This window comes from Enterococcus sp. DIV0213h, from assembly GCF_051711285.1.
GTDB classification, from domain to species: domain Bacteria; phylum Bacillota; class Bacilli; order Lactobacillales; family Enterococcaceae; genus Enterococcus_D; species Enterococcus_D casseliflavus.
The window spans coordinates 2,240,481-2,254,866 of the sequence record NZ_JBIOMH010000001.1 but is presented as its reverse complement, the minus strand read 5'-3'; the positions used below and the strand labels follow the sequence as shown (position 1 = coordinate 2,254,866).

The following is a 14,386-nucleotide window of genomic DNA, read 5'->3' as shown; positions in this document are numbered from 1 at the left end:
CAAATGAAAAAGTTGAAAGTTGCAAGTTTATTATTATGTGCTGGACTGTTTTTAGCAGGCTGCGGCGATGGTGGAGGTTCACCTGAAGGACCAGAAAGCGAAGGGAAATCAAGTATTTCTTGGATGGCGATGCTACATACTGCTTCCCCACCATCTGGAGATGTCACGCAAAAGCTAGAAGAATACACAGGGGTCGAGATCGACTTTACGTGGGTGCCAGATGCTTCAAAAACAGAACGCTTGAATGCAGCATTGGCGTCGAATTCTTTAGCAGATATCGTTAGTCTGACAGAAATCAATAACACAACCGTCCGCAGCTCACTCGCATCTGGAATGTTCTGGGATGTGGAACCCTATTTAGAAGAGTTCCCGAATTTGGCAGAAATTTCCGAAGATCGGTTAGAGTCTTCTCGAATTGATGGTCGAATCTACGGCGTTCCGTTTTTAAAACCGATCGCGCGTTATGGCGTCCTTGTCAGAAAAGATTGGTTGGATAATTTAGGCTTGGACGTGCCGTCGACATTAGAAGAATTAGCAGCTGTTGCCCAAGCCTTTACGGAAGATGATCCAGATGGAAACGGTGCGGATGATACGGTTGGTTTCGTAGAGCGTGATGAGTCCTTTAACGTTGGGTTCCGTTCACTTTCAGGTTACTTTGGTGCAGACAATTGGTTTACGATCACGGATGATGATGAAGTGATGCCATCCTTTATGCAACCAGAATACAAAGAAGCAATGGAATGGTTCCGTAATATCTATGATAACGGCTGGATGAATTCTGATTTTGCGGTAATGGCGAAAAATGATCAGAAGAACTATATCGTTCAAGGTCGTGGTGGGATCGTATTGAGTGGTTTGCAAGAAGTACGTAACTACATTGATGATGCAGCTGGTACTGATGAAGAGCATATGGAATGGGTCTTGATCAATGATATCGTCCATGAAAATGTGGAACGTCGTATCCTTTCTGATACCAATGGCGGAATGGGCGGCTGGTTAGCCATTCCGAAAAACAATGTTGAAACCGAAGAAGACTTACGTGTTGTTTTGAAATTTATCAATGATTTGATGGACGAAGAGCCGTTTACGTTGATGACGCAAGGGATCGAAGGTGTTCATTATGAAATTGATGATGAGGGTGTCTATGTCCGTTTAGATGATACGAAGTGGCAACAAGAAGTACAACCATTTTCTTCGTCTCGTCCATCCGAATTAGTAACAGTTTTCCCTTCAAGCAACCCATATGTCAACTTAGCCAATGAAAAGATTCGCGAAAATGAAGAGTTTGCGGTGATCAATCCTGCACAATCGCTGACCTCTGAAACCTATGATCGTTCATGGTCAAGCTTGATTGAAGGAATCTCAGACGCTTACTACCAATATATGACTGGGGAAATCGAGATCGATGGGTTTGATACAGCGATCGAAACCTTCTTAAGAAATGGTGGACAGCAAATCATTGACGAGTTCACGGAAGACTATCGTTCACAACAATAAAGGTCCCAAAAGGTTCTGATCATCTATTGAGAAGAAATGGATGAAGTGAGGAGCCGCTACTGCTGAAAGATTTGAAGACCAAGACCAGTTGAAGTGATTGGCTGCTTGGTCTTCTTTTTGCTTCAAAAGCAGTGAAGAAAGGAGAAGCTATGTTTCAACTAACTGTTCGGGGGCATGATTTAAAGAATTATGGGTCCCCAGAAGAATTAGCGCAAAAAATTGCCGCCCAAAACATTCATAACATTCAATTTGCATTAAATAAATCCTTCCCGCAATGGGCAGAGCCAGAGCAATTAAGCCCTGGTTTAGGCCGCTTTTTCAAACGAGTTTTTGGTCAATCTCACGTTCAGGTCGCTTTATTAAGTTGTTATTGTAATCTGATCCATCCTGATCTGGAAAAACGGGAAACGATTTTATCCAGATTCGAGACCTATCTCGCACATGCCAAATATTTTGATGCAGCTATGGTCGCAAGTGAAACTGGTTCGGTTTTGCCAAATATGGGGTATACCGAGGAAAATTTTAGTGACGTCGTTTTCGATGATTTGGTTCAGGTGATCAAGCGTTTGGTCCAAGTGGCTAAGAGACATCAAGTGATGCTAGGAATTGAAGCAGGCTTGAATCATCCACTATCATCGATCGACCGAATCGAAGAATTGCTGGAACGGGTACCCTCTGACTATTTAGGGATCATCTTTGATCCAACCAATCTGATTACTGCGAAGAACTATCAAGAGCAAGTCGCTTTGACAAGGGAAGCTTTTTCCCGCTTTGGCGATGCCATCGTTTGCTTGCACTTGAAAGACTATCAAGTAATCGATGGGAAAATCAAGGTAGTCCCATTGGGAGAAGGAATGATTGATTATCAACAACTATTGGCCATTACCGCTGAATACAAGCCATATTGTTATGTTGTGTTAGAAGGGACGACCGAAGAAGCGATGCAGCCAGCCATTTCACTGATTGAAGCATTGAAAAAGTGAGGCAGATGTCTTTGATTGTGACTGATGCGGAAATGCTTTATTTCAAGGAATCACGGGAGATCACGGAATCCTTTCCTCAGCAAGCAGATTTATTTACTTACTAAAAGTTAGTGTTATACTTAAAGGTACAAGTGAATTTAACTGTTTAGAAAAGAGGAAATAGCGATGACAATGATTCAATCCACCTATCAAATCGATGCAACAGCCGCAATTGGCAAAGTCGTTTTAAAAGTAGCAAACATAGAAAAAATGAGCCAGTTTTATTCGGACGTGATCGGCCTGACTTTATTGGAGCAAAGTGTAGATCACGCGCGATTAGGCGTGGGAGCGCAAGCGCTTTTAGTTCTAGAGAAGGTGAGTGATCCGTTGCCTTTGACACGGAAAACAGGCCTTTTCCATACGGCGTTTCTTTTGCCTAGCCGTAAAGACCTAGGAAATATGCTGATTCATTATTTGGAAGCCAAAGCTCCCCTCGATGGTGCCAGCGATCATGGGTATAGTGAAGCGTTATACCTGAGCGATCCAGAAGGAAATGGGATCGAAGTGTATCGTGACAAACCGATGAGTGAATGGGATATTCGAGCAGATGGTGAGATCGTAGGCGTTACTATCGAAATGGACGCGCAAGGCGTCCTGGGAGCCGCTGACCGATCCCAAACGACCTTTCCAGTTGGCACCACGGTGGGGCATGTCCATTTGAAAGTGGCGGACTTGGCAAAAACAGAAGAATTCTACACAGAAGTTTTAGGCATGCGTTTGACCTCAGATTTTGGTAGCCAAGCAAAGTTTTTTGCTGCTGGTTCGTATCATCACCATATCGGATCGAATATTTGGATGGGAAGAAATGTTCCAGCTATGGAAGAACAGGATCTAGGCTTAGCGTACTTTACGATCGTTTTGCCAGCTTTGGCTTTTTCTACGTTACGAAGTCATCTCAAGGCAAGAGGCGTTTCGTATGAGTTAGAAACAGACAGCCGCTTGCATTTGACTGATCCGAATGGGATCAATCTGATCATCGAAAGAAAGAATCAGCCTTAAGATGGAGGTTTTTTCATTCATGAAATGAGAGAATAACCTATAATCAAGTAAAAGGAGAGCAAGCATGAAAAAAAACGGGGCGGGACAATCACTATTTCTAGCATTATTGATCAGCATGGGCTTATTTTTCTTTGTCCAAGGGAAACAATTAATAGAAAGTGGGGCGTCTCCTGTGATTTTTATTGCTTTTTCGGCTTTTGCAGGAATTATCGGAGTTGGTGTCTATGGTCTTCAAGCAATAATGAAGCAGCATCGGAGCAAAGCCATGGTACCAATCAAAACCAAAAAATAAAGAAACCGACCAATCTTAAACAGGAAGATTGGTCGTTTTTTTGTTTAAGCTAAGACAAAATGGGAAATGGGGTCTCGTCCCCTACAGATTAATTTTCCATGTTTTCAATCGCAAATTCGATCTCATCAGGTGAGAAGCCGTTCCCTTCAAGATGAGCAGCCATATTTCTTTGACGGATCCCTAACACCCGACGGGATTGATTGGCGCGTCCTAAAGCATGGCGATACCAATCTACATCTAGGGTTTCTAGTGCCCATTGTGTTTCCTCCGCAGTAAAACCTTCTGTTTCTAACAGTTCTGCCATCTCTTGTTTTGAATAAAAGCGACGATTTCCTTGCGCTCTAACGAGGAAAAAGGCTTCACGTTCTCGTTCTGTCGCATTGTTTTCGCGCTCATAGCGTGCTGCTACAGTCGGGGCGAGATGAAACCCTGCTAAAATCGTTTCCTCGGTCACTTCGTTATCAAACACGTAGGTTCTGAACTGAAAACGATTGTCGTTTTCCAGTTCAAGCCATAGTGATTCAACCAGAAATCGATAACCGTATGGAATCGTTTCATAAACAGCATCAGCAATTTCGTAAAAATAAGCGGAAACGGCTTCGTAAGGAGTCATTATCTCGGGAACGATTTCCGTCGTTTGTCCATTAAACAAAGTGATTGCGGAAGGGTAGGTCTCACCAGCATTCGTAAATGTGAGAATCCCTACTGGCTCATGTTTTGTTGAAAAGACATTCATGGTCACACCGTTCGCCAAATCAATCGCACTCTGCCACTCGATTTCTTGGTCATCGCTTTGTTGGTGTAAGTGTTCAAGTGTATCAGGTGTCAAACCAAGCTTTTCTCGTGTATCTTCATTAATTCCTTCTTCATCGGCAAGAGGATTGTTTGCTCCAGCGGTCACTAGTGCTAAATCCTCTTCGTATTCGTTGAATAATTCTTGCAATTTTGCTCGTCTACTGACGATGATCGGGCTCTCTTCATGGATGGCAAGTAAGGCTTCGATACGGCCATTCCGAGCGGCAACCCAACTGGGCATATCCAGATAGCGAGCTTCGATCGCTTCTTGAGCGAGTGCGATCATTGTTTCCGTGTTTTCAATGAATGCCGCCTTGTGTTTTGAGTTGCTATTGACCTGGTCTAGAAAGGCCAATTCTGCTTCTTTGCCTCGAATCATCAGTTCGAGATTTTCAATACTTAAATCATAAGTAAGATTTTCTGCATGATAGGTATGTTCCCAACCAGCATCTAAAGCTGCACCGATGCGTTCAGAAAGTTCCTCAGGGCTTGCTGAATTTATCGTCCCACATCCTGAAATCAGGGACAGTATTAGTAATAAAGGCAACAAAACTTGTTTTTTCATTTTTCTCCTCCTCGTGAGACTCTACTAAACCTCGCCATTTTGTACGAATGAACGCCTTAGATCGAGCTCTTTCTTGAGTATAAACATAGCCACAATATAAGGGACATCAACTGACCCCCAAAGTTAGACCAAAAAACCTAACTTTTTGGGGTCACTACAACAGCATAAGGGCATCGCGATGCCCTTTTCTTCGCTAGCTTTTAGTTACCTATGTTTGTCATCGCGTAGTCGATTTGTTCTTCTGAAAAGTCTTCAAAAGTCAATAACCGGCGAATGTTGTCAGGAGGAAGACTCATCAAGGAATGGTAACTATTTGCTTTCTTCAACGCCTGCTCGTTCCAATCAATCGTGAGCTGATCAACTGCCCATTGTGCATCATTATGGGTAAACCCTTCAAATTCTAATTGCTGTATCAATCGTGCACGTGAGAAAGCCATGAGGTTCGTAAAGGATTCGGCACGAGCGATCGCTCGTCTTTGTTCTGAAGATCCTTCATTCTCGGTCTGAGTTTGTTCGTCATTGTTTTGCTCTTGCTGCAAAGCCGTAGCTGCTTCTTGTTTGGCGTTTGCTTCTTGAAGCTGTTGATACACGGTAGTGACCATGTCTTGATCAATGTCATGATCAAAGCCATAGGTCATCACCGCCAGCTGATGTTCATCAGAAGATTGATCGAATCGATTCATAAACATCATTGATTCACGAGGAATATTTACGGCGAGCGCTCGTAAAATCGTTTCATAGAAAGCAGCTTTTTGCTCGTCGGCAGTTTCCCGATTCAGAACAGTAAACCCAGATGCGTACTCCTCATCGGGCATCGCAAAAACGAAGACGTCAACATTCGTTTCGCTTGTGTGGTAAACAGTGGCAGTGAGTCCATCGTCAAGTTCGATTGTGCGATGAAGAGTAAGCGCATCTTCTGTGAGCTGCTGAAGCTGCTCGATATCGTCTGCCAAAAGCCCCAGCTTTTCCCGCGGGTCGGCTTCAGGAATCGTTTCGTTTGCTACCTCTAGTAGACTGTTGAGGTTGTCTTGATTACTGAGAATGATAGGGCTCCGTTCATGAATCGCAGCCAGAGCCTGGCTATAACCAATGCGAGCGGCAAACCAAGCAGGGACATCGATCCGACGCTCCACTAACGCTCGTTCAGCGGTTGCCATCAAATCAATCGTGTGGCTGATCAATTGCTGAAGGTCTTCGTCGGAAGAATCAAGTTCTTCCAAAATAGCCAGTTCGGCTTGGCTGCCTGCAATCAGCAATTCTAAGGTCGCTGGTTGATAATAGGCCCAACCCGTTCCAGACTGGTTTGTATATTCCAGTCGTGCGTCGATGCCAAGCGCAACGGTCTCTGACAGTTCTTCATCTGCCTTCGTGCAGCCGATAAGCAAAATAACGAATGACAATAGGGTGATCAGTATTCTTTTTTTCATTAGACTCCTTCTTTCTATCGAAAGTAACTGAGAAAACGGTCGGCAGAGGTTGGTTCATCTGGGGGAAGGAGGAGGGCAGGTGAATGGAAAAAATGTTGAAAAGATTTCCATCACAAGTTCATTCAAGCAATTGTTTCTGATACGCTAATAAGAAAAAACGGAATATCGAACCAAATTTTATGAATAGTCGTTATATTATTCATTTTATATGAAAAATATCACTAAATGCAACGATAAAAGGATTTTTATTGGATTTTTTATCTTTGGGGAAAGGAAGGTTACTCTCAACTTTTGAGGAGTAGGTACTCAAGATCAAAGCGATCGAGGGAATTCATTGAAGGATCACCAAGGGGGGATCTTTTGTGCAAACAAAAAAAAGCTTCCCACAATGGGGAAGCTGTAAGGATGCGGAAAATGGGATTTGAACCCACACGAGCGATTGCTCACAAGACCCTCAATCTTGCACGTCTGCCATTCCGTCATTTCCGCAAATACTATAGAAGGAAACGCAGGCTGAGGTAGTTCTGTCACGCCGCGTCTAGAAAATATCTTACCTGATTTTCAGCAGGTTTGTCAATAACTTTTCCAAATGCTATTTGAAAGAATTTTCAGACTTTAGATTGCATTTTTTTCCATAAAAGGTATGCTAAAAGAATGAATAATTTTTTTTTGAGAGGAGAGCAAATGAACTATTTTAAAAACCAACTGGCAAAAGCTGTTAAGCAGAAAACATTCATCTTCCTACTCATTGGAGCCTTTAGTTTAGGCTGTTGTTTTTCCATTTATTTGAAACTGATGGAACCTGTCAACTTGCCTGCTACCATTACCGCAGAAAAAGCGGAGGCTTCACGGCTTGTTGATCGCTACCAAGCCAATCAATCTGGTTCACCGGATGACCAAGAGGTATATCAGCTATTACTTGATAACAATACTCTGACCTCACGGCAGCTGTCCAACTTGATTATGGAGGAATATGAACGATTTAATCAAACGAGTATTCAAATGGCGGAGCTAAAAAAGCAGATTTGGGCGTCTTCAGTTGATGACAAAGCCTTTTTACCGCCGATGTGGTCGATCGAACAAGAGCAAACGGTCTATCAAGCCTTAGCCGAGCAAGAAAAAGATCCGGTTCTCACGGCTGCCAATACCCAGACGGCTGTCGCTTTGGCAATAACGTTTTTACTGAATTTTGGGTTCTTCTTCTGGGCATTTTTTGCTAGTGACAATTTATTAGAAGAAAGAGAACACTTCTCCTTGATCCGCTCATACCCACAGATTTTCCCGATTCGGATGGTCAGTAAGGTTTTTGTCAAAACGATCACCAATTTAGGAATCTTGCTTGTGTTTTTCTTAGGCGTCTTTCTGTCCATGAGCCTTCTGGGGGAGTTCGGGGATTGGCAGTATCCAGTAGCCGTCTATCTCAGTGGGGATTGGGTAGCCTTACCTTTTTGGCAGAGTGTTTTATCTAGTATGGTTTCTTTTGCCTTGCTGATTGGTTTGATCGAATGCTTAGGTTTTGTCATGAACATGGTCGCAGCCAATCGATACGTCTCTTTCTTTTTACTGGTGCTTTTTTATGGATTCGGCTTGATTCCGATGCTGCAAAAGATCCCTATATTACCAGTTCATCTAGCTGCTATGGAGAAATTTTATTCGGGTGCCTTTGCTTTGGGCTCTGGCACTTCTTGGGGCGTCTATGCCAGTTGGCTGCTGACGCTAGTGTGGATCTTCCTTTGTTTAAGCATCATGCTTGTTGCGGATAAACAGAATCGCTTGTTGAGAGGAGGTAAAGGATGAAAGACTATTTTTTCTTTGAATTACGCCAGCTGTTAAAAAGCAAGAAAACCATCGGCCTTTTTTGCTTGCTGCTGATCTACAGCGGCGTTTACAGTTTTTGGCAAAGAGACTTTCGCCCGATTGAACGAGTAGATAAAACAGAAATGCAACAACGCTATACCGTGCGACAAGATTTTCTTGATCAACAAGCAGCCAATCCCTCTGACCATTGGTCGGCATTCATGGCAGTCGAAATGTTTACCCCATGGAATGAAGCAGAAAAACAACGGCTCGACGCGCTAGCCGAGAAAGACTGGCAAGCATACGCACAAAGCACAAGTACTTGGTACCATCTCGCTTTGCAATTTACCGATGAACGAAATATTTTTTATACCCCTGATTATTACACGTTTCGAAATTACTATGCTGGGTATGACGGGCGCTTTGGCTATGCATCAACCGCAAAACTGATGGAAGCTTTTAGCCAGCTGCCCAATAGCAAACTCTCTCAAGCAGTCATGGAGCAAAAAACGGGGGTGCAAGCATTACAGCGAAGCTTTACTGAATATTTACCAATTCTATTAATTGCTGTTTCTTTATTTTTGGCGATCGATTGTTTACCAAAAGAACGAAGACATAAATCCCTGTTTCTTTCACTGCCATTATCGGCAGAAGAGATCCTTTGGAGTAAAACGGCAGCGTTGATGGTTGGTTCTGCAATCGCAACGCTAGGAACCATGTTCTTTATCTGGTTTGGCTCTGGTATTCAATTCGGCTTTGGTTCCTTGGAACTGCCAGTCACGATTTTATCATCGTCCTTTGATGCCCGCTACCCGATCACAGATTTCAATGCTTTTGAAACACAAGCCATCGGTCTTTTTTTAAGTCAATGTTTTCTTGCAACGCTTTTCTTGCAGTTTCTTTATTGTCGCGGCATCTTGCTGTTCAGTGCCCTGTTTCGCTCAGAGCTGATTAATCTGCTTGTGGCTGGTTTTTGTTTGCTTTCGCCCTTTCTTTTCCAACGACGCTGGTTTAGTGCCTACCTTGATAAAACGCTGTATGTCTATCTGTATCAAAATGTGGGACAAGTCCTTTCAGGCTGGACACGCTTTTACTTTGGTTCTGCAGGATTTACGATGGAAAAAGGCTTACTTTTATTAGGCGGCGTTTGGCTTCTGATCGAATTGTGTTTCTTTTTGACGATCCAACGCAAAAAATTTCATTTGGCATAGGAGGAACGATATGTTAGAACTGAAAAATGTGACTGTCACGTATACGAGAAAAGTATTGGATCAACTTTCCGTTGCTTTTTCTCCCGGGGAGATCGTCGGGTTAGTCGCCCCTAACGGCACTGGGAAATCCACACTATTGAATGTGGCGATGAATTTCATCCAGCCGAATGAAGGCGCAGTATTTTTAAACGGCAGTCAAGTATATGTGACCAAAAAATCAGAAGTGGCAGCGCATCAACAAATTTCATTTTTTCCTGACCAAAATGATTTGTACAATGATTTAAGCGGACTCGAGCATTTGAAACTGTATCAGCGAATGTGGCGTTCAGAGGAACGCGTGGTGGAAGAAACGATTGCTCGTTTGCGAATGAGCGATTATATCAAACGCCCAGTGGGAACCTATTCGCTGGGGATGCGGCAACGTCTGTGTTTTGCGATGCAGATCGTGACAGATACGCCATACATGCTGATGGATGAGGTGATGAATGGCTTAGATCCGACAAATGTCGAATTGATCTCTAATGTGTTGAAAGCCTTGCGGGAGCAAAAGAAAGCGATCGTGATCGCTTCGCATATTCTGACGAATTTAGATTCTTACGCGGATCGGGTCTTGTTTTTAAAAGACGGTAAGATCATTCACGAATACCTTGGCCGCAAGTCGTTGGTCAATGAACCGTTGTATGTAAAGACGGACTCGGCGGATTTCTTGGTGGCTTTTCCAGAGTTAACGACAGTGACTATCGATCTGCAAGGGCGAATCTATCTAGTAGAAATCAGCGATCCGCAGCTGCCGCAACGTTTTATCGCAGCAGGAATCACTGATTTTTCGGTGGGGCATTTGGCGTTAAATGAATTGTACTTGAAGTATTTTCCTGAAAATTCCTGAATGAACCAAATTCAGTGGATGAACGCAGGGCAAGCCCTCTCGACCGAGAGGTGAAAAATTTTCGCCACAGTTAAAATTTTTTTGCTATAATAGGTTCAATCTGAAAAGAGATCAACGACGAGAACCAATAACCTGACGTTGACCTATGGTTAAAGGAGAAATGGAATATGAAGAAATTTTCAAAGTCGTCAAAACTTGAAGGGGTCAGTTATGATGTACGCGGCCCTGTTTTAGAAGAAGCTGATCGGATGCAAGAAGAAGGCATCAGTATCTTAAAATTAAATACTGGGAATCCCGCGCCCTTTGGCTTTGAAGCCCCAAATGAAATCGTTAGAGATTTAATCATGAATGTGCGAGAGTCGGAAGGCTATTCTGATTCAAAAGGGATTTTCTCGGCCCGTAAAGCGATCGAGCAATATTATCAATTACAAAAATTTCCTGATGTGACCATCAATGATATTTACACAGGTAATGGTGTTTCCGAGCTGATCACGATGTGTATGCAAGGGTTATGTAACAATGGGGACGAAGTGCTCGTGCCGATGCCAGACTATCCTTTGTGGACTGCTTCGATCTCATTAGCTGGCGGAAAACCCGTCCATTATATTTGTGATGAACAAGCAGATTGGAATCCTGATATCGAGGATATCAAAGCCAAAGTAACCAGCAAGACGAAGGCCATCGTCATTATTAATCCAAATAATCCCACTGGCGCCGTTTATCCGAAAGAAGTTTTGCAACAAATCGTCGAGGTTGCTCGTGAGCATGACTTGATCATTTTCTCCGATGAGATCTATGACCGTTTAGTCATGGATGATTATGTCCATGTACCGATTGCTACACTAGCACCAGATCGCTTCGTTGTGACGCTAGGCGGTTTGTCTAAGTCTCACCGAGTGGCAGGCTTCCGCGTTGGCTGGATGGTTCTCAGCGGGGATAAGTCCAATGTCAAAGACTATATCGAAGGCTTGAATATGTTGTCATCGATGCGGCTGTGTTCCAATGTTTTATCGCAACAAATCGTCCAGACTGCATTAGGCGGCTATCAAAGCTCCGATGAGCTGCTGCTGCCAGGTGGTCGAATCTATGAACAAAGAGAGTTTATCTACAAGGCAATCAATGATATTCCTGGATTGTCAGCAGTGAAACCGAAAGCAGCCTTTTATATTTTTCCTAAAATTGATATTCAGCGCTTTAACATTACCAATGATGAACAATTTGTTCTCGACTTTTTACATGAACACCATATTTTGTTGGTGCACGGCGGTGGGTTCAATTGGCAACAGCCCGATCATTTCCGTATCGTCTACCTTCCTAATATGGAAGATTTAAAAACGACTGCTGAAAAAATGACAGAATTCTTGGCAGCGTATCGCCAGAAGTAAGTACATGAAAAAGCACCGCTCCTTCAGCGATCGTGAGGGAGCGGTGCTTATGTTTTTATTCGGTAACTGGTTGACAAATTTTTTTGCTGACAATCATCCGATTGGTAAACTTATCCAGCATTTCAGCACTAGGATCGGTCACTTGAACGAGGACCGAATTTTCATATTCCCGTTCGATGATCCCTTGGTATTTTTTGCCTTCCCATGTAAAAAAGATCGTACTGTCGATCGTCATCTTAACACCTCATTTGAAATTGTGGAAAAATAACAAGACATTCTTGAAATTGCTTTCCTTTTTGTCATTATGTGCTAAAATAAAGAAAATTAAAAATGCGAATTCGCATTTTTGACAAGAAACGTTCGATTTTTTTAGAATTCCCCCTGGAGGACGATTATGAAAAAAAGAGATGAATCTTTTGGTCAAAATATCCGTTCAATTCGGTTGAAACGAAAGATGACCCAGAAGATGTTAGCGGAAGATATTTGTTCGCAAAGTGTGTTAAGTCGTATCGAAAACAACGAAGAGCTGCCCAATGTCTGGGTGATGTACCAAATCTGCCAACGCTTAGGCGTCACCTTAGATCAAGTAATGATGCTTCATTCGGAAGAGATCAACAAAACCAATCAAATCTTTGCCGAGATCGAATCACATTTTGTCCATAAACAATTTCAAGAAATGCGGGAAAAAATGGAAGACAAGGCGATCAAGGATTATCTGTATCTGGATTCAGATATGCAAATGTATTACTACTATCTAGGCAGCTGTGATTATTTCCTCGATCAAAACTATGATGCCGCCCTTGAGGCGCTGAAAAAAGGATTGGCCTATTCCTATCAACAGGATAAGACCAATGTTTCGGTGATGGAAATTCGTATCCTGAGCTGCATGGGTCGTGTCTATAGTGATTTGCTGCAACTGGGTGAGGCGCGTTTTTACTTAGAAAAAGCCTACGATGCCATGCATGCCTTGCCGCCAGAGCGACTGTCCACAACGCTGACCAAAATTTATTACAACTATGCGGTCTTTTTAAAAGAGCAACAAGAAGACTGTCGCGCGCTAAAAGTAACCAACGAAGGCATTGCTCTAGCGAGAGAGAAAAATAGCTTATATTTTCTAGAAGAATTGTTTGAACTAAAAGGACAATTGCTTCAAAGACTAAAAGAAGAAAAAGCAGCTGAAAAAAGTTTTCAACTGTATCGTGCCGTCATGGATATTCGCCAATCAGACAAAGTGGTGTAGACCTTTCTTGACTTCTGCTGCAAATAAGAGTACTTTTAAGGAAGAAAAGAAATAGAGGAGCGATCAAGATGAATAAATATATTTACGCAGACAAATTCTTTCTGAAATCAGCGGTTCATGGCCCTGGTTACTTGGAGGTCAAGGAGGGAAAATTCGGCGCGATCGTCGATGAAGTCCCTGCTGGTGCAGACGTAGAAGATTATTCAGGCAAATGGGTAGCACCGGGTCTTGTGGATACTCATATCCACGGGTTTATGAACCATGATGTGATGGATAACGATGCAGAAGGCATCAAAGCCATGTCAGAAGGTCTTTTGTCTTGTGGTGTGACATCTTTCTTACCGACAACTTTAACATCTAGCAAAGAACGGTTGCGGGATGTTGCTGAAACCGTTGGGAAAGTCAAAGACGAAGTTACAGGAGCGAAGATCCAAGGGATCTACTTTGAAGGACCGTTCTTTACTGAAGAACATAAAGGGGCACAAAATCCGATCTATTTTGGTGATCCTGATATTGATACCTTCCATGAATGGCAAGAAGCTTCTGGTGGAATTATCAAGAAAATCGCCTTGGCTCCTGAGCGCGAAGGTGTGAAGGAATTTGTTTCGCAAGTGACGGAAGAAGGCGTAGTGGTTGCACTAGGGCATAGTAACGGAACGTTACAAGAAGCGCAAACAGCAGTAGAAGCTGGTGCCAGTGTCTTTGTTCATGCCTTCAACGGAATGCGCGGATTAAACCATCGTGAACCTGGAATGGTCGGCGCCTTACTTTCATTAAAAGAAGTTTTTTCTGAGTTGATTTGTGATGGCCACCATGTGCATCCTCAAGCAGCTGAGATCTTAATGGAAAAAGCTGGTCATGACCATGTGGCCTTGATCACCGACTGTATGATGGCTGGCGGTATGCCAGACGGTGATTACATTTTAGGTGAATTTCCAGTAGTGGTAAAAGATGGCACGGCTCGAATGGAAACAGGCAATCTTGCTGGCAGCATCTTGAAACTAAAAGAAGCCGTGAAAAATGTTGTAGAGTGGGGAATTGCTACTCCTCAAGAAGCGGTCATGATGGCCAGCTTGATCCCAGCGATCAGCTGCAAGATCGACCACGCTTGCGGTATGATCAAACAAGGTCGTCCAGCTGACTTCATTGTTTTGGATCAAGAAATGAATTTAGCAGCCACTTATTTAGATGGTGTTTGCCGTTACCAAGCATAAAATGAAACAATCTGCTTCAAGAAACAAGAAGAGAGCTTCTCTTGATCTGTTTTTTG

13 protein-coding genes and 1 tRNA gene are annotated in these 14,386 nt (G+C 43.1%); 10 read left to right on the top strand and 4 right to left on the bottom strand.

Annotated elements, in window-relative coordinates:
* Window positions 1-3: 3 nt before the first annotated feature.
* The 4 genes from IGI77_RS10425 to IGI77_RS10410 all read left to right on the top strand — a co-directional run bounded on the left by IGI77_RS10425 (window position 4) and on the right by IGI77_RS10410 (window position 3,810).
* Window positions 4-1,497: an extracellular solute-binding protein gene (locus IGI77_RS10425; protein ID WP_015509909.1), complete on the top strand. Its 1,494-nt coding sequence runs from the start codon at window positions 4-6 to the stop codon at window positions 1,495-1,497.
* 149 nt (window positions 1,498-1,646) lie between these two features.
* Window positions 1,647-2,480, top strand: a complete 834-nt coding sequence (locus tag IGI77_RS10420; protein WP_074535211.1) for a sugar phosphate isomerase/epimerase family protein — start codon at window positions 1,647-1,649, stop codon at window positions 2,478-2,480.
* A gap of 165 nt (window positions 2,481-2,645) precedes the next feature.
* The gene (locus IGI77_RS10415; protein ID WP_438769982.1) at window positions 2,646-3,518 is read left to right on the top strand and encodes a VOC family protein; all 873 of its coding nucleotides are present in this window, start codon (window positions 2,646-2,648) and stop codon (window positions 3,516-3,518) included.
* 64 nt (window positions 3,519-3,582) lie between these two features.
* Window positions 3,583-3,810: a hypothetical protein gene (locus IGI77_RS10410; protein ID WP_438769981.1), complete on the top strand. Its 228-nt coding sequence runs from the start codon at window positions 3,583-3,585 to the stop codon at window positions 3,808-3,810.
* An 88-nt stretch (window positions 3,811-3,898) separates the two neighbouring features.
* Here the strand turns inward: IGI77_RS10410 and IGI77_RS10405 are convergent, their stop codons facing one another.
* The 3 genes from IGI77_RS10405 to IGI77_RS10395 all read right to left on the bottom strand — a co-directional run bounded on the left by IGI77_RS10405 (window position 3,899) and on the right by IGI77_RS10395 (window position 7,086).
* Window positions 3,899-5,170 (bottom strand): hypothetical protein, encoded by a 1,272-nt coding sequence (locus IGI77_RS10405; RefSeq protein ID WP_438769980.1) that lies wholly within the window; start codon window positions 5,168-5,170, stop codon window positions 3,899-3,901.
* A 200-nt stretch (window positions 5,171-5,370) separates the two neighbouring features.
* Window positions 5,371-6,597: an Ltp family lipoprotein gene (locus tag IGI77_RS10400; protein WP_151195055.1), complete on the bottom strand. Its 1,227-nt coding sequence runs from the start codon at window positions 6,595-6,597 to the stop codon at window positions 5,371-5,373.
* A gap of 406 nt (window positions 6,598-7,003) precedes the next feature.
* Window positions 7,004-7,086, bottom strand: a tRNA-Leu gene (locus IGI77_RS10395).
* Between the two features lie 195 nt (window positions 7,087-7,281).
* On the opposite strand from IGI77_RS10395, the gene IGI77_RS10390 reads away from it, so the two are divergent.
* From IGI77_RS10390 to IGI77_RS10375, 4 genes are all read left to right on the top strand, one after another.
* On the top strand, window positions 7,282-8,394 hold the full coding sequence (locus IGI77_RS10390) for a hypothetical protein (RefSeq protein WP_438769979.1): 1,113 nt from the start codon (window positions 7,282-7,284) through the stop codon (window positions 8,392-8,394).
* Window positions 8,391-9,605, top strand: a complete 1,215-nt coding sequence (locus tag IGI77_RS10385) for an ABC transporter permease (RefSeq protein ID WP_325845038.1) — start codon at window positions 8,391-8,393, stop codon at window positions 9,603-9,605. The genes IGI77_RS10390 and IGI77_RS10385 overlap by 4 nt, the downstream gene beginning before the upstream one ends.
* A gap of 10 nt (window positions 9,606-9,615) precedes the next feature.
* Window positions 9,616-10,491 (top strand): ABC transporter ATP-binding protein, encoded by an 876-nt coding sequence (locus IGI77_RS10380; RefSeq protein WP_438769978.1) that lies wholly within the window; start codon window positions 9,616-9,618, stop codon window positions 10,489-10,491.
* A gap of 167 nt (window positions 10,492-10,658) precedes the next feature.
* Window positions 10,659-11,876 (top strand): pyridoxal phosphate-dependent aminotransferase, encoded by a 1,218-nt coding sequence (locus IGI77_RS10375; RefSeq protein WP_005229975.1) that lies wholly within the window; start codon window positions 10,659-10,661, stop codon window positions 11,874-11,876.
* A 55-nt stretch (window positions 11,877-11,931) separates the two neighbouring features.
* Here the strand turns inward: IGI77_RS10375 and IGI77_RS10370 are convergent, their stop codons facing one another.
* The gene (locus tag IGI77_RS10370; protein ID WP_005229977.1) at window positions 11,932-12,111 is read right to left on the bottom strand and encodes a hypothetical protein; all 180 of its coding nucleotides are present in this window, start codon (window positions 12,109-12,111) and stop codon (window positions 11,932-11,934) included.
* 159 nt (window positions 12,112-12,270) lie between these two features.
* Here IGI77_RS10370 and IGI77_RS10365 point away from each other — a divergent pair, with 159 nt between their 5' ends.
* A complete protein-coding gene (locus tag IGI77_RS10365) occupies window positions 12,271-13,116 on the top strand; it encodes a helix-turn-helix domain-containing protein (protein WP_151195061.1) in 846 nt (281 codons plus the stop codon).
* A 68-nt stretch (window positions 13,117-13,184) separates the two neighbouring features.
* Window positions 13,185-14,330 (top strand): N-acetylglucosamine-6-phosphate deacetylase, encoded by a 1,146-nt coding sequence (gene nagA / locus IGI77_RS10360; protein ID WP_087627626.1) that lies wholly within the window; start codon window positions 13,185-13,187, stop codon window positions 14,328-14,330.
* The last annotated feature ends 56 nt before the right edge of the window (window positions 14,331-14,386 follow it).